Consider the following 22,139-nt stretch of genomic DNA (forward strand, 5'->3'; position numbering starts at 1 on the left):
GCAACACCCTTGGTGACGTGCCGATTCCCGTAGTCCTCCCCCCTCTCCCCCGGCCCTCCTCCCTCGGCCATCACATCCGTCGGTGGCCCGGTTGATCCGACTCAGGTTCTGCTCGACCGGCCAAGTGGGAGACTCAGTTGGGATGTGACGACCTAAGGAGTTCAGGGCATGGCGATAGGTGACCCGGATGGACCGGATCCGGCAGCGGGCGCACGCGGACAGCGAGCCCTCGACCTCCTGGACAAGGCGATCGACCTCCAGAGCCCACTGGTGCGCAAGAACATCGCCCGGGCCCGCCAGCGGAACCCGGAGGCGACACCGGCACAGGTCATCCGCACTCTGGAGCGGATGTACGTCAGCGCCCTGACCGGCACGGGCGCCGCGGTGGGAGGAACCGCGGCGGCGCCCGGCGTCGGCACGGGAGTCGCACTGGCACTGTCGGCGGGCGAGGCACTCTCCTCTCTTGAGCTGAGCACCCTCTTCGCGCTCTCGGTCGCCGAGGTCCACGGAGTCCCCATCGACGAGCTGGAGCGTCGCCGGACGATCGTGATGGGAATCCTGCTCGGCGGGTCCGGCTCCGCCACGATCGCCAGTGTCGCCGAGCGCACGGGGCAGCACTGGGGTCGTCAGGTCGTCGCCAAGGTGCCTGTCGAGACGCTGCGTCAGATCAACAGGATCCTGGGGCGGAACTTCGTCACGAAGTACGGGACCAAGCAGGGGATCATCGTGCTCGGCAGGGTGGCACCGTTCGGTATCGGCGCCGTGATCGGTGGTGGCGCCAACGCGGCCATCTCCGCGCTGTCCGTGCGGGCCAGTCGTCGCGCCTTCGGCCCGCCCCCTCCGTCGTGGCCAGGGCTGATGGCCGGCACCCCGCCGACGTCCGAGCAGTCGCCCGGCTGACCCCTGGCGCGGCCGGCGTCCACTACCGGACTGCGCGGAGAGCACCGGCGGGGGCGTTGATCATCGGGTTACTCTCACCTCGGAAACGCGACTCCGGGCTCGCCCCAGGCCGAGCCCGACTCGCAGGCGACGACCCCGGGGGATCCCATGCAGCAGCACTACGTCCGGCCTGACGGTCTGCCTCCGGTCAATGGGTACAGCCATGCGGTCTCGTTCAGCGGCAGCATGGTCGCCATCTCCGGTCAGGTACCGCTGGACGCCCAGGGGCGGCTTGTCGGACCGGACGATCCGGAGGCCCAGGCCAGGCAGGTCTTCGAGAACCTCACGACAGCTCTCGCCGCGGCCGGCGCCGGCATGGGGCAGGTGGTCAGGCTGACGTTCTACCTGACCGACCTAGCGGACCTGGCGGCCCTCCGACGAGTGCGCGACGAGTACATCTCGCTGGAGAAGCCCCCGGCCAGTTCGCTGGTGCAGGTCAGCGGCCTGGTGAACCCGGCGTTCCGCATCGAGATCGACGCGCTGGCCGCGCTCTGAGCGGCCGGCACTCGACTGCCCGAGCACCGGGTGAACGGAGCTGACCCACCCGGCCAGTTGCGCGGACAATCCCGGATGCCGGCCCGTCGCATGCCCCCTAGGGTGGACCGATGACGTCGATCAAGCAGTTCCAAGTCACCTTCGACTGTGCGGAACCCGAGCGCCTCGGCCGCTTCTGGTGCGAGGTGTTGGGGTACACCGCACCGCCGCCGAAGGGTTTCGCCACCTGGGACGAGTACAAGCTCTCGCAGCCGACTGAGCAGCAGGATTCATGGTTCGTCTGCGGTGATCCCTCAGGTGCCGGCCCGCGACTGTACTTCCAGCGCGTCCCCGAAGGTAAGGCCGTCAAGAACCGGCTGCATCTTGATGTACGGGTCGGCACGGGACTCGTGGGTGAGGAGCGCCTCGCCGCACTTGAGGCCGAACGCGCACGGCTGGTCCCACTCGGCGCGGTCCACGTGCGCACGCTGTACGACGGTACTGATTCCTGCATCCCGATGCAGGACATCGAGGGCAACGAGTTCTGTATCGACTGAGAGCCCGCGAAAGGGCCCTCCCGGATCTGTCATCGGAGTCCGAGCGGCGTCCGAGGTCAATTTTGTGGCCCATCGGTGCCTATCGGACTACCTTGGGAGGGCTCTTTCACCTGGGGGTCTGATGCCGCAGATAGTGCTGTCGCCGGGAACGATCGACTATCAGGACACCGGGGGCGACGGGCCGGTGCTGCTGTTCGGCCACGGCCTACCGATGAACGAGACGCAGTGGCGCAAAGTGGTACCACTGCTGCCCGGATACCGCTGCATCCTGCCCACGCTGCCCCTCGGCGGACATCGCCGGCCGATGGCCCCGGACGCCGACCTGACCCATCGCGGTATCGCACTCCTCCTGGGTGAGTTCATCGAACGGCTCGGCCTTGATGATGTGACGCTCGTCCTCAACGACTGGGGCGGTGGTCAGTTCCTGGTGTCGGAGGGGAAAGCCCAGCGGGTCGCGCGCCTGGTGCTGGTGGCCTGCGAGGCATTCGACAACTATCCCCCTGGTGCGGCCAAGGCGGCGGCAGCGGTGTGCAGGGTTCCCGGTGGCGTCTGGCTCCTGACGCGCCTCATGCGCATCCCCGCATTCCGGAACAACCGCAACGGATACGGCGGAATGAGCCTGCGCGGGATCCCGGACGAGATCATGGACGACTGGTTCGCCCCCGCGACCCGGAGCAAGGCGATTCGCCGGGACTTCGCCAAGTTCGCCACGTCGGCTCCCAAGCGGGAGACCTTGCTGGCCTGGAGCGATCGATTGCGTGCCTTCGACCGTCCGGTCCTGGTCGTCTGGGCGACGGAGGACAGGCTGATGCCGCGTGAGCACGGCCACCGCCTGGCCGAGCTGTACCCGCAGGGCCGACTGGTCGAGATCACCGACTCGTCCACCCTCATCCCCGAGGACCAGCCCGAACGACTCGTCGAAGTGCTCACCGACTTCCTGATCCAGACCGGAGCTGAACCGGTCCGACCCGCCGACTGAGCCAGAAGCGACGGGGGGCCAGACCTCCGCCTGCCTCGTGCCGGGGCGGTCCGAGGGCTCCCGCCCCGCCCGGGTCAGGAATGCGGCTCACCAGGCGCCCTGGTGGACCAGGCCCAGAGTGAGGGCGGCCAGCGCGGTGGAGAGGAAGACGATCCCGCCCACGATGTCGCGGGATCCCACCCGCAGATGGGCGATGATCGCGCCGATGAAGTACAGCACGAGGCCGGAGGCGGCGAGGGTCCCCAGCAGCGGCACGACGAACCCGGCCAGCAGCCCCCCGGTGCCCGCTGCCAGCAGCAGCCCGAGCACCGGTACCCACTTCCGGGGTATGCCCTTCATGTCCGCCTGAGCCTTGGGGTATTCGTGCCCGATCAGGTAGGTCACGGCGGCGGCACCGTTGAAGACCGCGCCGAGGATGGTGACTGTGGCGTAAGCGGCGAACACGATTCTCCGTTTCTGTGGGGAAGGGTGCTGTTGGGCACTCCGTCGTCGGATCCCGTTCTCCTGGACGACGAGCCGGCGACTCGGTTTGTGACATCTCCCTGCCTACGCGCCTGAGGCGCCCATCCGCGCCAGGATCACATCGCAGGTGTGACCACCCCGCGAAGGACGGCGACGTGGCACCTGTGTCATCGGCCCTCCGCTGCCCTCTTCCGCCACTGGATGAGAACAGTCCGACGGCCCCGTCCGCCCGCCGGTTGGCGGACGGACGGGCTCGTGTCGTGCGGTGCATCAGTGGGCGCGGGATTCCTCGCCCACGCAGTGCCAGCACACATACCGGGCCCGGAGGATGAGAGTCATGGCGTCCGGGTCCTGATGGACCTCACAGAGCCATGACAGCTCGGAGAGTTCCGGCAGGTCGTGCTTGAGGAAGGTTCGCAGCGTGGCACGTACGCCGCCGCCCTCCGGGGTTTCGCTAGCTGCCATTCCCGTTGTCGTCCTCGCTGCCACCGGTGTCCTCGGGCGGGGTCGGCGGGGTCGCCGGAGTGATGATCTCCTCCGCGCCGAGGTCATGACCGTTGGCGTGTTCGATCTTTTCCTTACCCACGGGGTTCTCCTTCTTTTGTAGCGGGTTGGGGTGGTGCGGGGAACCGCCCCTGCCGGGGATCACCTGTCCGTGGGGGACACGAGCGGGTCTCGTCCCGGCAGGGACGGGGCTCATTTGCCGTCAGGCGTCCGGACGGGGGCACGACGGAAGGTTGTGACCTGACCGTCGGGGACGGTCGCCGACTCGGGGGCTTCGGTGTCGCTCCCGGTTCTGTTGCTTCCGGCCGGGACCGTTGTCGGCAGAGTCATCCTGGGCGGGTCGTGCGGATGGTTGTTGATCTCGACGGAGCAGTCGACGGCTCGTGACAGGTCGTGCGCCCGGTGGTCGAGGTCCTTGTGCACCGTCCGCCATACGTCCAGCAGGGTGCACAGGTGGCAACCCGCCGTGGGAATGGGTTCCAACGGTTCCGGTTGCATGGGCAGCTCGATCGGCCGCCCGGGGTACCGGCTGGGTTCGCTCATTCCGCGCTCGCTTTCTCGCGCTGGTCTCAATACCGCTCGGGGTGAGGGATGTCCGTGTAGGCCCGTACGCGGAGGGGGCGGTCGGCGCGTATCTCCGGGGCGGGGTCCGGCCGTACGGTCATGGGCCAGATCGCGAGGCGGAAGGTGCCGTTGACTCCGTCGTCCACGGTGAAGGACACCGGGGCGCCGGTCTTGAGCTGGTCACGGACGGCACGGTGTCCACCGATGTCATCGGCCCACGCGCGGAGCCCTGTCGGCCCGTCCGAACGGTTCCCGTAATCGGTCCCGGTGACTGGTCGTGCCCACGGTGAGGACCTCGGGTCGGGGTCGAGCCGGTCCGCGATGCGCCGAGCCTGCCCGCATATCCACAGCAGGGCGCGGCGCGGAGAGAGCTCCGACGTCGTCGCGAGAACGTACACAGCGGGCTCACCGGTGCCGTACACGGCCCCTTCGGCGATCACGTCGCAGTGGTACGCGCGTCTCGGCTCGGGAAGCCGGTTCATCCGGAATCTTCTCCGTCCGACCGCCCACACGCGAGCTTGGAGAGTGCCCTGTCGAACTCGGCTCTTCGCCATCCCTCGGTAGCCTCCGCGCGCCATTCGGCGGCGAACTCCGCATCGTTGTCGAAGCGCCGAAGCTCCGCACGGAGCACACGACGCTCACGCCCTCGGATGTCAGCGCCTCCGCCAGCAGGAGGAAGCACGACCGTAACCAGACCTCGGCGATGCCGACGGCACGGGGAAGATTCACGTCTACGCGACACACAACGGCCCCGTCAGTACTGCTCGTCATGTGAGGCCGCGCAGTCAATGTCGATCACCTGGAGGAATCCGCCCGATGATTCGACCTTGTGCGCGATCTCGTTGTACTCCTGCGGCACGGGCGAGATCATCGACCGCGAGGGCGTCAGTATCGCCCCCGCCCGCTTCTCCGCGATGCGCCCCATTGCCTCCTGAAGGCCTGGACGCCCATCCGGAGGGTTGAGCCCGTCCCTGTCCTCAACCACTCCGTCGACGGACCACCCCAAGGCCTCGGCGTAGTCGGTACAGGTGCGGCGCGGTGCCGTCAGGTCGGCGTTCGGCGCTCCACAGAGGTAGATGACGACACGGAACCGTTCGATCCGCATTGCCTGAACCAGCCGATCGGGCACGCCCGGCTCAACTCCGGCGCCCGCGTCCACGAGGTTCCGACGCCGCACGCGGTCACACTCGGTGCGTACAGAAGGCGGCCCGTGCCGCTCTTCGCTGCCAGTTCTGACCATGCATCAAGCGTGATGGTTCGATCACATACAGTGAAGAGACGGGGCGTAGGCGCAGCCGAAGTGACCGATGGCCGACTCCTACGCTCCGTAGGCGCTACGCGATCAGGGGAACCCCGATCAGTTCACTGAGACTCCGGACCCGGGCCGTCGACACCTTCGCCAGACGCTTCCCGATAACGCTCGGGAGCGCTTGATGCTTGACCCAATCAGGTGCGTCGAGAGCTACCTCGATCAGGGTGCGTTCCGCCGCGTCGTGCAGGCCGGCCGCACACTGCGCGAGGGCCACATCGAGCCGGTAGCGATTCCGCGCCACCTTCGACATGGCCTTGGGGAGCGTCTTCATATCAGGGTGGTTGGCAAGTTTGAGCGCCCGCCCGTAGTCCTTCAGCGCGACATGGATTCCCACGGCCTCCGTCTTGGCCGCGGTCGGACCGAAGCTGGTGCCGTACAACTTCTCATCGCTACCGAGCCTCGCAGCCGCCGCGTGGGCCTGCGAGATGTAGTCGTCGGCCGCGCTCTCGTTCTCGCTACGCGACGCGGCGACGGCGGCGGAGATCATCAAGCGCCCGTAGGCGAGCAGTCGGGGACGGGGCGCCTTGCTGAAGCTCGGTTCGATCGCGAGAGCCGCACGCTCCGCGACGGCGACGGCGCGCGGGAGGTTGGCGCTGCGGAGGTAGACCCATGACAGCGTTGAATCGAGAAGCGCCGCCATGACAGGGTCGCCCGCCTTTGTGGCGAGGTGCTTGGCGGAAGTGAGCGAACTCAGAGCGAGATCCCGTTGCCCGAACCCGTTCGCACAGGACGCGGCCACGCGGTACGTACTCGCCAGGATGACACCCAGGCGCTCCCGCTCGGCGCCCATGGCAGTGATGTACCTGGCCTGTCCCTCCATGAGCACCTTCGCTGCGAGTGTGCTCATACGCGCCGTATCACTCGCCCAGTAGGCACTCCAGGCGAGGTCACGCGCACAGCCCAACTCGTCCACCGAACTGGGGTCGTCGATGCCCTCCCACTCGCCGAGGGCGCTCTCGTGCACGGCGTCCGACAGCTGACGCAGTGCGGCCCGCTCGCTCTGTCCCATGCCCCGGCGCGGAGCTTGCTGACCGAGGAGGACAGCTACGTCTGTGTTCAGTGCCGACGCCAGTTTGAGCAGTGAGCCGATAGACAACTCACCACGGTCCTGCTCGGCCTTCTGGACTGTTGCGTACGACAGGCCCGACGCCTCCGCCAGCCCTTGCTGCGTCAGATCGGAGCCCCGCAGGTGCTTGATCCGCTCACCGTTGGTCAGATCGGCCCAAAGGTTACTCACGTTCACCTCAGTGGTTGACTCCGGTGCGTGCCTTCCTCCTCGATGGTAGGCCCCTGGGACAGGGGACATCGGGCCCCCGAACCGGACTGCCCGCGTCGCCCTGCCGGGTGACGGCACCCTCGTGTGATCAAGATTCAGTCCAGTCGGGTGTCGGCCGCCGATCCCGTCGTCGTCATCATCGAGTTCCCGCGCGGTGATGGACGCCCGGGACTCCGCGACAACCTCAATACCCCTCTGTGCCAGGCGAGTTGCGTACGGTTCGCACACATATCGTGGCGACTCCGCCTACGAATGACGGAGCCCCCATGAACTGGACGACGCCCGGCCTGCGGCTCGCCGAGCAGGTCACCGACCCCGATTCGCGCTGGCGGACCCCCGTGGCGAGCGTGCCCCGACATGAGCTGGTCCCCCGGTGGTGGGCGCGGGACGATACGGGAAGCTGGGTGCTCCGGGACGGGGCCGCCGATCCGGAGGCGTGGCTGGCGGCCTCGTACGCCGACACCTCGATGGTCACCCGGGTGGGTGCGCTCCACGCAGACCGGGCCGCGCCAGGCGACCGGCCGGACGGGACACCCACCTCGTCGGCGACGATGCCGAGCCTGGTCGTCACGATGCTGCGGCACGGACGAGTCGGGGACGGGCTGGACCTCCTGGACATCGGCACCGGAGCGGGCGGGCTCGCCGCGTACGCCGCGCGCCGGATCGGCGATCAGCGGGTGACCAGCCTGGACATCGACCCGTATCTCACCGGTACGGCGGCGGAACGCCTCTCCCGCATCGGACTCCACCCGCGCTTCCTCACACAGGACGCCACGACCGGAATCCCGGGAAACTACGACCGGATCATCGCCACGGTGGGAATGCCGCCAGGACCGGGGCTCCGCCCCCTGATCGGAGCGGTGCGTACGGGTGGGCGCCTGGTCACCACCCTCGCCCGGACGACGATCATTCTCACCGGGTGGAAGCAGGCGGACGGGGAGGTCGTCGGGATCGTCGAACGCGATCTCGCCGGGTTCATGCCCACCCGCTCCGGGGACACCGACCCGCCCGGCCTCGCCGATCTCCTCGGCCACGCCCGGCGGGCCGACGGCGAGGTCTCCACGGGCCGGTACCCCGTACTCGATGTCTCCCGCACCTGGGAGTTGCGGACCATGTTGGAGATCGCCGCCCCTGGAACCGAAGCGCACTTCAGGGCGGAGGGACGGCGTCGCACGGCCTGTCTTATCCACCCGGAGGGATCCTGGGCGCGGGCGTCCGCCGAGTGGGCCGACCCGCCCACCGTTCACCAGGGCGGCCCGCGACGGTTGTGGGATGTGCTGGAGCGCATCCGGAACCGTCTCAACATGGAGGGCGCACTGCCACTGCTCGGGGCCCGGGTCCGGATCACCCCCGACGGAGTGGTTCACCTGTCGCGTGGGCGGTGGCGAGCCTCCCTGGGCGAGGAGTGACGCCGAGGCCCCCGGGCCACAACGCGCCCACCCGAAAGCCCCACCACCGGACCGGAGGTCCAGCAGTGGGGCTTTCGCGTGCGATCGGGCTACTTCACCGCGCCCGCGGTGAGGCCCGCCACCACCTGGCGCTGGAAGATGATGTAGGCCGCCAGGACCGGCAGCATCGCCATCACCAGGCCGGCGAAGAGGCCGGACCAGTCGCCCTTGTAGCCCTGGCTCACGGCCAGTTCCACCAGGCCCTGGGAGAGCACCTTTTTGTCCGGGTCGTTGTTGAGCACCGTCGGCAGCATGTATTGATTCCACTGGCCGAGGAAGTTGAAGATGCCGACGCTGATCAGCCCGGGGCGGGCCATCGGCAGCATCACCTGGAAGAAGGTCCGGGTGTGCGAGGCGCCGTCGATCATGGCGGCTTCGGCAACCGACGATGGCAGCGTTCGGAAGAACGCGGTCAGGAAGAACACCGTGAACGGCAGTGAGTAGGCGATGTACACCAGGATCAGGCCGTGCGTGGTGTTCAGCAGTGACATGTTGCTCATCACGTAGAACAACGGCACCAGGGCCAGCATGACGGGGAAGCTCATGCCGCCGACGAACAGGTAGTAGATGAAGCGGTTGCCCGGGAATTCGAACCGGGACAGCACATAGGCCGCCATGGAACCCAGCAGCAGCGTGCCGATGAGTGAGCCTCCCACCACCAGAATGGTGTTGAAGAAGTACTCGCTCATCTTGGCCTCGGTCCAGGCCCGGCTCCAGTTCTCGAAGTGCAGCTTGTCCGGCAGCTCCCAGGGGGTGGAGAGGATCGAGTTGTCGTCCTTGAAGGACGACATGACCGCCCAGAGCAGCGGGATGACGACCATGAAGGACCAGAGGACCAGGATCCCGTGCGAGAAGACGTTGAGGATGCCGCCCTCGCCGCTCTTCTTCTTGGGCTTGACCGGCTTGGTCTCGATGACGGTCGTGCGGATCGCGGAGGGCTCGGTGGCGTCCGCGGGCGGGGTGGTGTCGGTCGTCTTCACTTCAGTACTCCAACCGCTCGCGCCGGCCCAGCTTCATCACGATGGCCGCGAAGGCCAGGGTCACGAGGAGCAGGGCGACACCGATCGTCGTTGCGTACGCGGCCTGTCCGTCGCGGAACGCCGTCTGGTAGACGTGCAGCGGCAGCACAGTGGTCGCGTAGTCGGGACCACCAGGCCCCACGGACATGATCTGCACCACCGCGAACGCCTCCGCGCCCAGCGCCAGAATGCCCATGTAGACCCAGCCGGACTGGATGGTGTCCCACAGCAGCGGCAGGGTGATGCGGAAGAAGGTGGTGATGCGATTCGCACCGTCCAGCAGCGCGGCTTCGTAGAAGTCCTTGGGAATGGACGCCATACCGGCCGAGAAGAGGACGACGAAGAACCCGACCGTGCTCCAGACGAGGACCGCCATGATGCACCAGAGCGCCAGGTTCGGATCGCCGAGCCAGAGCGGCTGATTCTCGAACCCGAGGGCTTCGAGGACGGAGTTGATCGCCCCGTCCTTCGGGTTGTACGCGAACTGGAACAGCAGCGCGACGATCGCGATCGAGAGCACCTGGGGGAAGAAGTAGGCGATTTTGTAGAAGGAGGAGCCGCGCACGCCGGAGATGACGGCGTTCTTGCGGCGGCGTCCACCGACGTTGAGCATGAAGGCGAAGAACAGGGCCAGGCCCAGTGTCACCAGCGGCAGCAGGAGCGCGAGAAGCACACTGTGTTGCAGGGATTTCCAGAAGACCTCGTCGTCCCACATCCGGGTGTAGTTGTCGAAGCCGACCATCTTGAAGTCCGGGCTCAGACCGGTCCAGTCCGTGAAGGAGTAATAGATGGACTGGATGAATGGCCAGATGACGAAGAGTGCGTACAACGCCAGTGGGAGTGAAAGGAATCCCACAATGAACCGGTACTTGCCGTGTTGCATGGTTTACCGACCTCGATCTTCCCGCGGTTGTCTCCGCCGCCGCTGGTGACAGTCGCTCACTGGTGCTTGTAGTGCTTGATCGACTGGTCCTTGGCAGCCTTGTCCGCGTAGCCCTGGATCTTCTTGATGGCCTCGGCCGGGGTGAGCCGGCCGGCCATCATCTCGCCGATGCCACTGATGCCGATCTGCTCCTTCTGGAGCTTCACGTACCAGTCCTGCATACGCGGGTTGACGACATTGGTGCCGGCCTTGTCCAGGGCGGCCACGGCGGCCTTGAGGCCCGGGGTCAGCGCGACGCCGTCGGTGCCGCCGTTGAGCGCGCTGAGCGACTTGACCTGGCCGGTGAAGTTCTTGGAGGACTCCTCGCTGAGCATGATGCGCAGCTGCTCCATACCGCCCTGCGGGTTCTTCGCCTTGGCCGGGACGATGAAGGGCTCACCGCCGGAGGCCCAGATGGTGCCGAACGGCATCTTGTCGGATGCGTCCAGGCTGGACGGCGCCGAGACGGCCAGGTTGAAGTCCTTCGGGAGGACGCTCGCGGCCTCGTTCTCCACCCAGGAGCCGTTGGGGATGAAGAGCGCCTGGCCCTTGGCCCACTCGGTCTGGGACTGGATGTGGGTCATACCGGGGGTGCCCTTGAGGATGTACCCCTTCTTGTACAGCTCGTAGTACGCCTCGAAGGCGGCCTTCACGGCCGGGTCCTTCCAGGCGTTGGGCTCCAGGTTGTCGATCTTGTCGAGAACCTCGGCCCCACCGATCTTGGCGATGAAGGGGGAGAGCGAGAACGGCAGGTAGTACGGGAACTTGCCGGGGTACGTCCAGCCGGCGATGCCCTTCTTCTTCGCCTTGGCGCAGAGCGCGAGCATGGCGTCCCAATCCTCCGGGTACGTCGCGTCGAGCTTCTCCAGCGCGGTCTGCGAGTACCAGACGCCGTACACGGTGTAGGCGTAGTACATGATCCAGATCGGGTCGCCCTCGAACTGACCCATCTCCAGCACGCCCGGCCGGAGGGTGTCCCGGACCTTCTTGTTCGGGTCGTCGATGGACGGCGCGTCCATCAGCGGCGTGAGGTCCATGAGCTGGTTCTTACCGACCAGGACGCCCATGTCCATCTGCTCGGCGCCCGAGTTGTCGATCAGGTCGGGCGGGGTGCCGCCGTTGAACCGGGGCTGCAGGATCGACTGGATCTTCTGCGTCGACTGGTGCTTGACCTTGGGAGCCTTGGGGAAGGCCGCCTCGTACTTCTTCTCGGCGTCCAGCGCGTACTTGTCGCCGAAACCGCCGTTGAAGAGGACGACCTCCAGCTGGGCGGTCTCATTGACACCCAGCGGGTTCTTGGCGCTGACCTTGCCCTTGTCGACTTTCTTGTCTTCCGAGCTGTCGCCGCTCGCACAGCCGGACAGGAAGCTCATCGTGGGGACCGTCAACAGGCCGAGCGCTGCGGAGCGCTTGATCAGACTACGACGGCCGAGGCCCTCATTGGAGTTGTGGGCGGAGGTGGATCCCATGCTCAAGTCCTCGCCTTCATCAGGACTCAGGCGGTGAAGCGGACGCCCGTCCGTCTCGCCTCAGGCGAAGGGCCCCGTTACCGCGGTTCAGTTGCTGTGTTTTTCCGCGGCGTGCGCGGGAAAAATCAGTGAAGCTTGGGTCATGCACGGTCGACAGCGAGACCGGATCACGGGCAGCGGCGAATAGACACACGTCCGACAGCCTCTCCGGTTCCCCCTCACCCGCCACTGTGTGCAACAGCGGTGCGGATGCCGACAGGTATAGTCCACTTCCCGTCGGGGGAGCAAGATCGAAAGCAAGGTTGGACTGCAGTCTTTCCCGAGTTGAGACCTCACGGATATCTGGGTCCCACGCCAGCTCATTCGACCACATCATTCTTTACGGAACCATGCATTCCGAATCCGACACGGCGTCAACACCCCTGACACTGTGCGTCACTTACCTTCCTATCGACAGCCCGTACGGCGCATTGACAACGTTGTCCCATGCGACTTCTCTGGAGGAAGGGCCCGTGATGGCCGAATCCGGATCCGAGCAGAGTCCAACAAGACCTCACCAGAGTCCAACGCGCGTGGCCCTTCTCCTGGCGGTCGCCGCCCTGCTGGTGATGACGGCACCCCCGGCCGCCATCGCCCTCCCGGCGGCCACGAAGGCGACCGAGCGGGAATTCAGTTCGTCGTTCGAGTCGGATGAACGACCACCGGACTGGAGCAATACGGTGGACATCGCCCCTGATGGCCAGAAACGGTCATCCGGTGTCGACGGCGGCTTCACCAGCGGAATACCGGGCAATATCACTGACAGAGTGACAGAAGTGCGAGCCAGCGGCGAAAACGCCGCAGCAGGTGAGATCAAGGAGAATCTGGTCGATATCCAGCCCAGTACAAAATGGCTGGAATTCGCGGCGACCTCCTGGATCGAGTTCGACACGGGCACTCCCGTCAAGGTCGCCACCTATGCTCTGACCTCGGCGAACGACGCCGCCGATCGCGATCCTAAGGACTGGACCCTCAAGGGGTCGACCCATGGCACGGAGTGGCGGGTTCTCGACACCCGGGCGGGCCAGACCTTCGAGGGACGCCACCGGACCGCGACGTACGACCTCGGCGAACCGGCCCGATCGACCCCGTACGCCCACTACCGACTGGAGATCACCGCGAACAACGGCGCCGCGCTCACCCAGCTCGCCGATGTGCAGTTCTCCGACGGGAGCGGCACCGTCCCCGCCCCCGAGGACATGCGGACACAGCTCGACCGGGGCCCCGGCAGCTCCCCCACCGCCAAGGCGAACGTCGGATTCACCGGCAAGCGGGCGCTGCGGTACGCCGGCACCCACCGGGCGGCCGGCCGGGCGTATGCGTACAACAAGGTCTTCGACACGCACACCGCCGTGCGCCGCGACACCGAGCTGTCGTACCGGATCTTCCCGGCGCTCCCGGAGACCGACCTCGACTATCCGGCCACCCACGCGTCGGTGGATCTCGTCTTCACCGACGGCACCCTGCTGAGCGAGCTGGGTGCCACCGACGCGCACGGCGGAGCGCTCAACCCGCGCGGCCAGGGCGACGCCCGGAGGCTCCAGGTCAACCAGTGGAACCAGGTGCGGTCCGCTATCGGCTCGGTCGCGGCCGGCCGGACCGTCGACCGGATCCTGGTGGCGTACGACTCCGTCAAGGGACCGGCACGGTTCCAGGGCTGGATCGACGACCTCGCACTGCGGCGCGCGGCACCCGTCGAGCGGTACGACAACCACGTGGAGTACGCCTCGACCATCCGGGGCACCCACTCCAGCGGCTCCTTCTCGCGCGGCAACACCTTCCCCGCGACGGCCGTCCCGCACGGCTTCAACTTCTGGACCCCGGTCACCAACGCCGCCTCCACGAGCTGGCTCTACGAGTACGCCCGGGGCAACAACGCGGACAATCTGCCCACCCTGCAGGCGTTCGCCGCCAGCCATCAGCCCAGCCCCTGGATGGGCGACCGGCAGACCTTCCAGCTCATGCCGTCGGCGGCGCCGGGCCGCCCGGAGACCGACCGGGTCAAGCGGGCGCTGCCGTTCCGGCACACCAGGGAGACCGCCCGCCCGCACCACTACGGGGTCACCTTCGAGAACGGCCTCCGCGCCGAGGTCACGCCCACCGACCACGCGGCCATGATGCGCTTCACCTACCCGGGCGACGACGCCGCCGTCGTCCTCGACAACGTCACCCGGGCCGGCGGCCTCACCCTCTCCGCCGCCACCCGGTCGTTCAGCGGTTTCTCGGACGTGCGGAGCGGGCTCTCCACCGGCGCCGGCCGGCTCTTCGTGTACGGGGTCTTCGACGCGCCGGTCACCGCAGCGGGCGCCGACGGGGTGACGGGCCACCTCCGCTTCGACGCCGGCCGGGACCGCACGGTCATACTGCGCCTGGCGACCTCCCTGATCTCCGTGGACCAGGCGGCGCGGAACCTGGCCGACGAGATCCCCCCGGGCACCGCCTTCGAGCGGGTACGGGACCGGGCGCGGGACGCCTGGGACGAGCTACTCGGCCGGGTGGAGGTCGAGGGCGCCACCCATGACCAGCTCGTCACGCTCTACTCGAATCTGTACCGGCTCTACCTCTATCCCAACTCCGGTTACGAGAACACCGGCACCCGGCGCCACCCCCGGTACCAGTACGCGAGCCCGTTCGCCCCCAGGTCCGGCGAGGACACCCCCACCCGTACCGGCGCGAAGATCGTCGACGGCAAGGTGTACGTCAACAACGGCTTCTGGGACACCTACCGGACCACGTGGCCCGCGTACGCCCTGCTCACCCCCCGGAGGGCGGGCGGACTGATCGACGGTTTCGTCCAGCAGTACAAGGACGGCGGCTGGATCTCCCGCTGGTCCTCCCCCGGCTACGCCGACCTGATGACCGGCACCAGCTCGGACATCGCCTTCGCCGACGCCCACGTCAAGGGCGTCGACTTCGACGCGACGGCGGCGTACGAGGCGGCCCTGAAGAACGCGACCGTCGTCCCCCCGGCACCCGGTGTGGGCCGTAAGGGCATGGAGACCTCGCCCTTCCTCGGCTACGCCTCCACGCGGACCCATGAGGGCCTCTCCTGGTCGCTGGAGGGGTATCTCAACGACCACGGTCTGGCGGCGATGGGCGAGTCCCTCCACCGGAGCACCGGCGAGGCCCGGTACCGGGAGGAATCCGCGTACTTCCGCGACCGGGCGCGCGGTTACGGCGCACTCTTCGACAAGCGGGCCGGCTTCTTCCAGGGCCGTGACCCCCAGGGCGGCTGGCGGGTCCCGAGCGAGCGCTACGACCCGCGCGTCTGGGGCCACGACTACACCGAGACCAACGGCTGGGGCTACGCCTTCACCGCACCGCAGGACAGCCGGGGGCTCGCCAACCTCTACGGAGGACGCGCCGCGCTCGGCGACAAGCTGGACGCCTACTTCACCACCCCCGAGACGGCGTCCCCCGAGTTCGCCGGCTCGTACGGCGGTGTCATCCACGAGATGACGGAGGCCCGGGACGTCCGGATGGGCATGTACGGGCACTCCAACCAGGTCGCCCACCACGTCCCGTACCTGTACAACGCGGCCTCGCGGCCCTGGCGGACACAGGAGAAGGTGCGCGAGGTGCTCTCCCGGCTGTACACCGGCAGCGAGATCGGCCAGGGCTACCACGGCGACGAGGACAACGGCGAGCAGTCGGCCTGGTGGCTGTTCTCCGCGCTCGGCTTCTACCCGCTGGTGATGGGGAGCGGGGAGTACGCGATCGGCTCGCCGCTCTTCACCAGGGCGACCGTACGGCTGGACAACGGCCGGACGCTGGTGGTCCGGGCCCCGGCGAACAGCGCCGAGAACATCTACGTCCAGGGGCTGCGGGTCAACGGCAGGCCCTGGCACTCGACCGCGCTGCCGCATGAACTGATCGCCGAGGGCGGCACGCTGGAGTTCGCCATGGGGTCACGGCCGTCCGCGTGGGGCACCGGCGAGGACGCCGCGCCGGCCTCGCTCACCGGGGACGATGCCGTTCCGGCACCGCCCCGGGACGCGCTCCGAGGGGCGGGCGAGCTGTTCGACGACACCTCCGCGACGGCGCGCGAGATCGCGGCGGCGGAGCCGGTGGAACTGCCGGTGCCGGCCGTTTCGGCTGTGCGGCCGGAGGTGCCGGCCGTGCGGTCGGACGCGACGGGGGTGCGGGCCGTGCGGTCGGCGGCGATGGGGGTGCGGGCCGTGCGGTCGGCGGCGATGGGGGTGCGGGCCGTGCGGTACACCCTGACCGTACGGGAGCGGGCGGCGGCGCCGGAGGACTGGGTGCTCCAGGGCTCGCACGACGGCATCCGCTGGCGGGAGCTGGACCGCCGGTCCGGCGCGGAGTTCGACTGGGACCGGCAGACCCGGGTGTTCTCGGTCGCGCGACCGGGCTCGTACGACCGCTACCGGCTGGTCCTCGGCCGGTCGGCGACGCTGGCGGAGGTCGAACTCCTCGGCTGAGGGAGCCGCCCCGGGACGGATACGGCGGAGCGGGCCGCACCCCTGTGGGTCAGGGGTGCGGCCCGCTCCGGGTGCCCGGGTGTCCGGGTGTCCGGGTGTCCGGTGGCATCAGCCGCGGATCAGGTTCCGCAGGACGTACTGCATGATGCCGCCGTTGCGGTAGTAGTCCGCCTCACCGGGGGTGTCGATGCGGACGACCGCGTCGAACTCCACACCGGTGTCGGTGGTGACCTTGACCGTGCGCGGCGTGGTGCCGTTGTTCAGCTCCGTCACACCGGAGAAGGAGAAGGTCTCCTCGCCGGTCAGCCCGAGCGCCTCGGCGGTCGCGCCCTCCGGGTACTGGAGCGGCAGCACGCCCATGCCGATCAGGTTCGAGCGGTGGATGCGCTCGTACGACTCGGCGATGACGGCCTTCACACCGAGGAGCGCGGTGCCCTTGGCCGCCCAGTCGCGGGACGAGCCGGAGCCGTACTCCTTGCCCGCGAGGATGACCAGCGGGATGCCCTGCTCGATGTAGTTGCGCGAGGCGTCGTAGATGAACGACACGGGGGCGTCAGCCTGCGTGAAGTCACGCGTGAAGCCGCCCTCGGTGCCCTGCGCGATCTGGTTGCGCAGCCGGATGTTGGCGAAGGTGCCACGGATCATGACCTCGTGGTTACCGCGGCGCGAGCCGTAGGAGTTGAAGTCACGGCGCTCGACGCCGTGCTCCGTGAGGTACTTGCCGGCCGGGGTGTCGGCCTTGATCGCACCGGCCGGGGAGATGTGGTCGGTGGTGACCGAGTCGCCCAGCTTCGCCAGCACCCGGCCACCGGTGATGTCGGTGACCTGCGACGGCTCCATCTCCATGCCCTCGAAGTAAGGGGGCTTCCGGACGTAGGTTGACTCGGGGTCCCACTCGAAGGTGTTGCCGGTCGGGATCGGCAGCGCCTGCCACTGGGCGTCGCCCGCGAAGACGTCCTGGTAGGACTTGTTGAACATGTCCTCGCCGATGGCGTTGGCGACGACGTCGTTGACCTCGGCCTCGGAGGGCCAGATGTCCTGGAGGTAGACCGGCTTGCCCTCGGTGTCGATGCCGAGCGCGTCGCGGGTGATGTCCACCTTCATGGAGCCCGCGAGGGCGTAGGCGACCACCAGCGGCGGGGAGGCCAGGTAGTTCATCTTGACGTCGGGGTTGATCCGGCCCTCGAAGTTACGGTTGCCGGAGAGCACCGAGGTCACGGCCAGGTCGTTGTCGTTGACGGCCTTGGAGACCTCCTCCGGCAGCGGGCCGGAGTTGCCGATGCAGGTGGTGCAGCCGTAGCCGACGAGGTTGAAGCCGACCTTGTCGAGGTAGGGGGTGAGCCCCGCCTTGTCGAAGTAGTCGGTGACGACCTTGGAGCCCGGGGCGAGCGTGGTCTTCACCCACGGCTTGCGGGTGAGGCCCTTCTCGACCGCCTTCTTCGCCACCAGCGCGGCGGCGACCATGACGTACGGGTTCGAGGTGTTGGTGCAGGAGGTGATCGCGGCGACGGTGACGGCGCCGTGGTCGATCTCGTACGTTGAACCGTCGGGAGCGGTGACCAGCGTCGGCTTGGTCGGCACTCCGTTGGCGGCGGCCGGCGAGTCGGAGGCCGGGAAGGACTCCTTGCCCGCCTCCTCGTCGTCCTCGACGTAGTTGCGCACGTCGCGCGCGAACTGCTCGGCGGCGTTGGCGAGGACGATGCGGTCCTGCGGGCGCTTCGGACCGGCGATCGAGGGGACGACCGTGGAGAGGTCCAGCTCCAGCTTCTCGGAGAAGTCGGGCTCGGCGGTCGGGTCGAGCCAGAGGCCCTGCTCCTTGGCGTACGCCTCGACCAGCGCGACCTGCTGCTCGGCGCGGCCGGTGAGGCGCAGGTACTTCAGGGTCTCGTCGTCGATCGGGAACATCGCGGCGGTGGAGCCGAACTCCGGCGACATGTTGCCGATGGTGGCGCGGTTGGCGAGCGAGGTGGCGGCGACACCCTCACCGTAGAACTCCACGAACTTGCCGACGACGCCGTGCTTGCGCAGCATCTCGGTGATGGTGAGCACCAGGTCGGTGGCGGTGGTGCCGGCCGGCAGCTCACCGGTCAGCTTGAAGCCGACGACGCGCGGGATGAGCATGGAGACCGGCTGGCCGAGCATGGCCGCCTCGGCCTCGATGCCGCCGACGCCCCAGCCGAGCACACCGAGGCCGTTGACCATGGTGGTGTGGGAGTCGGTGCCGACGAGGGTGTCGGGGTACGCCTGGCCGTTGCGGACCATGACCGTACGGGCCAGGTGCTCGATGTTGACCTGGTGGACGATGCCGGTGCCCGGGGGGACGACCTTGAACTCGTCGAACGCGGTCTGGCCCCAGCGCAGGAACTGGTAGCGCTCCTTGTTGCGGCCGTACTCCAGCTCGACGTTCTGCGCGAAGGAGTCCTTGGTGCCGAACTTGTCGGCGATGACGGAGTGATCGATGACCAGCTCGGCCGGGGCCAGCGGGTTGATCTTCGCCGGATCGCCGCCCAGCTCCTTGACGGCCTCGCGCATGGTGGCGAGGTCGACGACACAGGGAACACCGGTGAAGTCCTGCATGATCACGCGGGCCGGCGTGAACTGGATCTCCTGGCTGGGCTGCGCCTGGGAGTCCCAGCTTCCGATCGACCGGATGTGGTCGGCGGTGATGTTCGCGCCGTCCTCGGTACGGAGCAGGTTCTCCAGGAGGACCTTCAGGCTGTACGGGAGGCGCGCGGAGCCCTCGACCTTGTCCAGCTTGAAGATTTCGTACGACTCGTCACCCACGCGCAGCGTGCTGCGGGCGTCGAAGCTGTTCGCCGACACGACAGTCTCCTTCATCAATGTGCGCGTTCTACGTCCATGCTGCCGCCACGGCTGCCAGCGATCCGCTAAGGTAGGGCTTAGTTAGGTAACCCTTACCGAGTGGCGGCTGCGGCGCGTCTTCGGCAGATATCTCGATGTCGAGATAACTCTAGTACATCGGTGCGGATCGGTCATGCCCAGGGGCCGCCGACCGCCCCTCGCCGACCTCCGCCACCCACGAGCGGCGGCCGTCGCCGCCCGCAGGCGCACCCGGCCACTCGGCGACTTCCGCGCCGATCGAGGCTCGGTCGGCCGAGCCTGAACCGAAGACCACGCACCCTTCTCAGGGATCCCCCTGGAATCACCCCCGGCAGGCACTGCGGGGGCGACCCCCGTGATCCATGCAAACAGATTGTTCACAACACTTCATTGACATCGATTCATGCGCACCTTCATGCTGGACCCATGCCAACGACCCCGGACCAGCCTGCCGACCCCGCTGACCCCTTCACTCCCCCGGATGCGGACGAGGCGCGGGCGCGCCGTACCCACGCCTCCCTGTTCCGCATCGCCGAGCGGCACGCCGCCACCGACGAGCAGCGCCGCCGCCAGACCCACCCCTCGATCCTCGGCCCGCACGAGGCCGTCCGGCTGGTGGCCTTCCTGCTCAGCGGGGCGGCACGGCCCGAGGATGGCGAACCCGATGTGGACCGGGCGGACATCACGGCCGCCCTGAGCCTCGTCCCGCTGGCGCGCGGGGAGATGGACGAACTGGAGACGGGCCTCCTCCAGATGGCCCGGGGCCGGGGCATGACCTGGCCGGAGATCGCCTTCGGGCTCGGGCTCGGCACCCCGCAGGCCGCCCGGCAGCGCTATGAGCGGCTGGCGGGACGCATCGCCACCGAGACGGATTAGCCGACGGATCAGTCGGCGGCCGGAAGGGCGCGAAAGCGCGCATCGACCCGACGGACGGCCTGCGGCCACCCGGGGGCGCATCGACCCGGGAAGCGGCGGGCGGGCGGGCAGGTCGACCCGGGGAGCGGCGAATGGGCCGGGCCCGGGTCGAACGGGCCGATGACCGGGCGGGCCGGCCGCGAGGAGCCCGCTCGGTGGCGGGCTCCGGTGGCGGTCTCAACGCCCCATCACCCGTTCGGCATCCGCCCGCTTGACCCCGCCGACCTTCCGACGGACCGTCAAGGAGCGCCCACCACCCGCCTCACCCGGCTGGCGCGAAGCCTCACCCATCCGCCACCCCCAGCGCGCGAGTCATCTCATATCTGAGATAGCCTCCTCGTCATGGCAGACGACTACCTCGTACGCATCGGCAAGCTCATCCGTGACGCGCGACAGCATCGCGGCTGGACCCAGACGCAGCTCGCCGAGGCGCTCGGCACAAGTCAGAGCGCGGTCAACCGCATCGAACGCGGCAACCAGAACATCAGCCTTGAGATGATCGCGCGCATCGGTGAGGCCCTCGACAGCGAGATCGTGTCCCTCGGCTACGCAGGTCCGATGCATCTCCGAGTCGTCGGCGGACGTCGTCTCTCCGGTGCCATCGACGTCAAGACGAGCAAGAACGCGTGTGTGGCGCTGCTCTGCGGATCGCTGCTCAACAAGGGCCGCACGGTCCTGCGCCGGGTGGCGCGCATCGAGGAGGTCTTCCGGCTGCTGGAGGTCCTCAACTCCATCGGCGTACGCACCCGCTGGATCAACGAGGGCGTGGACCTGGAGATCGTGCCGCCCGCGCGACTCGACATGGACGCCATCGACGCCGACGCCGCCCGCCGGACCCGCTCCATCATCATGTTCCTCGGCCCGCTGCTGCACCGGATGGAGTCCTTCAAACTGCCGTACGCCGGCGGCTGCGACCTCGGTACGCGCACGATCGAGCCCCATATGATCGCGCTCCGCCGCTTCGGTCTGGACATCACCGCCACCGAAGGGCTCTACCACGCGCAGGTCGAGCGCGCGACGACCCCCGGCCGGCCGATCGTGCTGACCGAACGCGGCGACACCGTGACCGAGAACGCCCTGCTGGCCGCCGCGCGCCACGACGGTGTGACCGTCATCCGCAATGCGTCCTCCAACTACATGGTCCAGGACCTCTGCTTCTTCCTGGAGGCGCTGGGCGTACGGGTGGAGGGCGTCGGCACCACCACGCTGACCGTGCACGGCATCCCCACCATCGACGTGGACGTCGACTACTCCCCCTCCGAGGACCCGGTCGAGGCGATGAGCCTGCTGGCGGCGGCGGTGGTGACCGAATCCGAACTCACCATCCGCCGGGTGCCGATCGAGTTCCTGGAGATCGAGCTGGCGGTACTGGAGGAGATGGGTCTCGATCACGACCGCTCCACCGAGTACACGGCGGACAACGGCCGCACCCGACTGGTGGACCTGACGGTGCGCCCGTCCAAGCTGGAGGCGCCCATCGACAAGATCCACCCGATGCCGTTCCCCGGTCTGAACATCGACAACGTGCCGTTCTTCGCGGCCATCGCCGCGGTGGCCCAGGGCCAGACGCTGATCCACGACTGGGTCTACGACAACCGCGCCATCTACCTCACGGACCTGAACCGCCTGGGCGGCCGACTCCAGCTCCTGGACCCGCACCGGGTCCTGGTCGAGGGCCCCACCCGCTGGCGCGCGGCGGAGATGATGTGCCCACCCGCGCTGCGCCCGGCCGTCGTGGTGCTGCTGGCGATGATGGCGGCGGAGGGGACCTCGGTGCTGCGGAACGTGTACGTGATCAACCGGGGGTACGAGGAGTTGGCGGAGCGGCTCAATTCGGTGGGGGCGCAGATCGAGATCTTCCGCGACATTTGACATATGGGCACCGCCGCACCCCGTCTGACCTGCCAAAACAAAGGTCTGATGGGGGTGCGGCGGTGTCTGTGGGACTTCTCTGGGACTTTGGGCCCGGGAGCACTCCCG

Annotated in this window: 19 protein-coding genes; 8 read left to right on the plus strand and 11 right to left on the minus strand. The window is 68.1% G+C overall.

Features of this window, described 5'->3' with window-relative positions:
• Window positions 1-168: 168 nt before the first annotated feature.
• The 4 genes from ACH4S7_RS22295 (at window position 169) to ACH4S7_RS22310 (ending at window position 2,949) form a co-directional block, all read left to right on the plus strand.
• A complete protein-coding gene (locus ACH4S7_RS22295) occupies window positions 169-900 on the plus strand; it encodes a hypothetical protein (RefSeq protein ID WP_398522976.1) in 732 nt (243 codons plus the stop codon).
• A 147-nt stretch (window positions 901-1,047) separates the two neighbouring features.
• Window positions 1,048-1,434, plus strand: a complete 387-nt coding sequence (locus ACH4S7_RS22300; RefSeq protein ID WP_398522977.1) for a RidA family protein — start codon at window positions 1,048-1,050, stop codon at window positions 1,432-1,434.
• Window positions 1,435-1,544: 110 nt separating this feature from the next.
• Window positions 1,545-1,970, plus strand: coding sequence for a VOC family protein (locus ACH4S7_RS22305; protein WP_398522978.1), 426 nt, complete (start codon window positions 1,545-1,547; stop codon window positions 1,968-1,970).
• Window positions 1,971-2,091: 121 nt separating this feature from the next.
• On the plus strand, window positions 2,092-2,949 hold the full coding sequence (locus ACH4S7_RS22310; protein ID WP_398522979.1) for an alpha/beta fold hydrolase: 858 nt from the start codon (window positions 2,092-2,094) through the stop codon (window positions 2,947-2,949).
• 87 nt (window positions 2,950-3,036) lie between these two features.
• Here ACH4S7_RS22310 and ACH4S7_RS22315 read toward each other — a convergent pair whose 3' ends face one another.
• The 7 genes from ACH4S7_RS22315 to ACH4S7_RS22345 all read right to left on the minus strand — a co-directional run bounded on the left by ACH4S7_RS22315 (window position 3,037) and on the right by ACH4S7_RS22345 (window position 7,028).
• Window positions 3,037-3,393: a DoxX family protein gene (locus tag ACH4S7_RS22315; RefSeq protein ID WP_398522980.1), complete on the minus strand. Its 357-nt coding sequence runs from the start codon at window positions 3,391-3,393 to the stop codon at window positions 3,037-3,039.
• Window positions 3,394-3,681: 288 nt separating this feature from the next.
• The gene (locus tag ACH4S7_RS22320) at window positions 3,682-3,876 is read right to left on the minus strand and encodes a hypothetical protein (RefSeq protein WP_398522981.1); all 195 of its coding nucleotides are present in this window, start codon (window positions 3,874-3,876) and stop codon (window positions 3,682-3,684) included.
• Entirely contained in the window at window positions 3,866-3,997 is a 132-nt protein-coding gene (locus ACH4S7_RS22325; protein ID WP_398522982.1) for a hypothetical protein, read from the minus strand. The genes ACH4S7_RS22320 and ACH4S7_RS22325 overlap by 11 nt, the downstream gene beginning before the upstream one ends.
• Window positions 3,998-4,107: 110 nt before the next feature.
• Window positions 4,108-4,458, minus strand: coding sequence for a hypothetical protein (locus tag ACH4S7_RS22330; protein WP_398522983.1), 351 nt, complete (start codon window positions 4,456-4,458; stop codon window positions 4,108-4,110).
• 26 nt (window positions 4,459-4,484) lie between these two features.
• Window positions 4,485-4,961, minus strand: coding sequence for a hypothetical protein (locus ACH4S7_RS22335; RefSeq protein WP_398522984.1), 477 nt, complete (start codon window positions 4,959-4,961; stop codon window positions 4,485-4,487).
• 272 nt (window positions 4,962-5,233) lie between these two features.
• Window positions 5,234-5,719 (minus strand): hypothetical protein, encoded by a 486-nt coding sequence (locus ACH4S7_RS22340; RefSeq protein ID WP_398522985.1) that lies wholly within the window; start codon window positions 5,717-5,719, stop codon window positions 5,234-5,236.
• Window positions 5,720-5,813: 94 nt separating this feature from the next.
• Window positions 5,814-7,028, minus strand: coding sequence for a helix-turn-helix domain-containing protein (locus tag ACH4S7_RS22345; protein ID WP_398522986.1), 1,215 nt, complete (start codon window positions 7,026-7,028; stop codon window positions 5,814-5,816).
• A gap of 305 nt (window positions 7,029-7,333) precedes the next feature.
• Here ACH4S7_RS22345 and ACH4S7_RS22350 point away from each other — a divergent pair, with 305 nt between their 5' ends.
• Window positions 7,334-8,476, plus strand: coding sequence for a methyltransferase domain-containing protein (locus ACH4S7_RS22350; RefSeq protein ID WP_398522987.1), 1,143 nt, complete (start codon window positions 7,334-7,336; stop codon window positions 8,474-8,476).
• Window positions 8,477-8,565: 89 nt separating this feature from the next.
• Here ACH4S7_RS22350 and ACH4S7_RS22355 read toward each other — a convergent pair whose 3' ends face one another.
• From ACH4S7_RS22355 to ngcE, 3 genes are read right to left on the minus strand one after another with little or no spacing between them, the layout of a single operon-like run.
• Window positions 8,566-9,444, minus strand: coding sequence for a carbohydrate ABC transporter permease (locus tag ACH4S7_RS22355; RefSeq protein ID WP_398523183.1), 879 nt, complete (start codon window positions 9,442-9,444; stop codon window positions 8,566-8,568).
• A gap of 52 nt (window positions 9,445-9,496) precedes the next feature.
• Complete coding sequence (locus ACH4S7_RS22360) at window positions 9,497-10,417, minus strand: carbohydrate ABC transporter permease (protein ID WP_398522988.1); 921 nt, start codon at window positions 10,415-10,417, stop codon at window positions 9,497-9,499.
• A gap of 56 nt (window positions 10,418-10,473) precedes the next feature.
• A complete protein-coding gene (ngcE, locus tag ACH4S7_RS22365; RefSeq protein ID WP_398522989.1) occupies window positions 10,474-11,925 on the minus strand; it encodes an N-acetylglucosamine/diacetylchitobiose ABC transporter substrate-binding protein in 1,452 nt (483 codons plus the stop codon).
• Window positions 11,926-12,440: 515 nt separating this feature from the next.
• Between ngcE and ACH4S7_RS22370 the strand changes: the two genes are divergently transcribed.
• On the plus strand, window positions 12,441-16,403 hold the full coding sequence (locus tag ACH4S7_RS22370) for a GH92 family glycosyl hydrolase (RefSeq protein WP_398522990.1): 3,963 nt from the start codon (window positions 12,441-12,443) through the stop codon (window positions 16,401-16,403).
• A 108-nt stretch (window positions 16,404-16,511) separates the two neighbouring features.
• Here the strand turns inward: ACH4S7_RS22370 and acnA are convergent, their stop codons facing one another.
• Window positions 16,512-19,226 carry an aconitate hydratase AcnA gene (gene acnA, locus ACH4S7_RS22375; protein ID WP_398522991.1) on the minus strand — a complete coding sequence of 905 codons (2,715 nt, stop codon included), beginning with the start codon at window positions 19,224-19,226 and terminating at the stop codon, window positions 16,512-16,514.
• Between the two features lie 444 nt (window positions 19,227-19,670).
• Between acnA and ACH4S7_RS22380 the strand changes: the two genes are divergently transcribed.
• Complete coding sequence (locus ACH4S7_RS22380) at window positions 19,671-20,120, plus strand: DNA-binding protein (protein WP_398522992.1); 450 nt, start codon at window positions 19,671-19,673, stop codon at window positions 20,118-20,120.
• A gap of 381 nt (window positions 20,121-20,501) precedes the next feature.
• Complete coding sequence (locus tag ACH4S7_RS22385) at window positions 20,502-22,031, plus strand: helix-turn-helix domain-containing protein (protein WP_398522993.1); 1,530 nt, start codon at window positions 20,502-20,504, stop codon at window positions 22,029-22,031.
• Window positions 22,032-22,139 lie beyond the last annotated feature (108 nt).

The organism is Streptomyces sp. NPDC020965 (assembly GCF_044333555.1).
Lineage (GTDB): Bacteria > Actinomycetota > Actinomycetes > Streptomycetales > Streptomycetaceae > Streptomyces.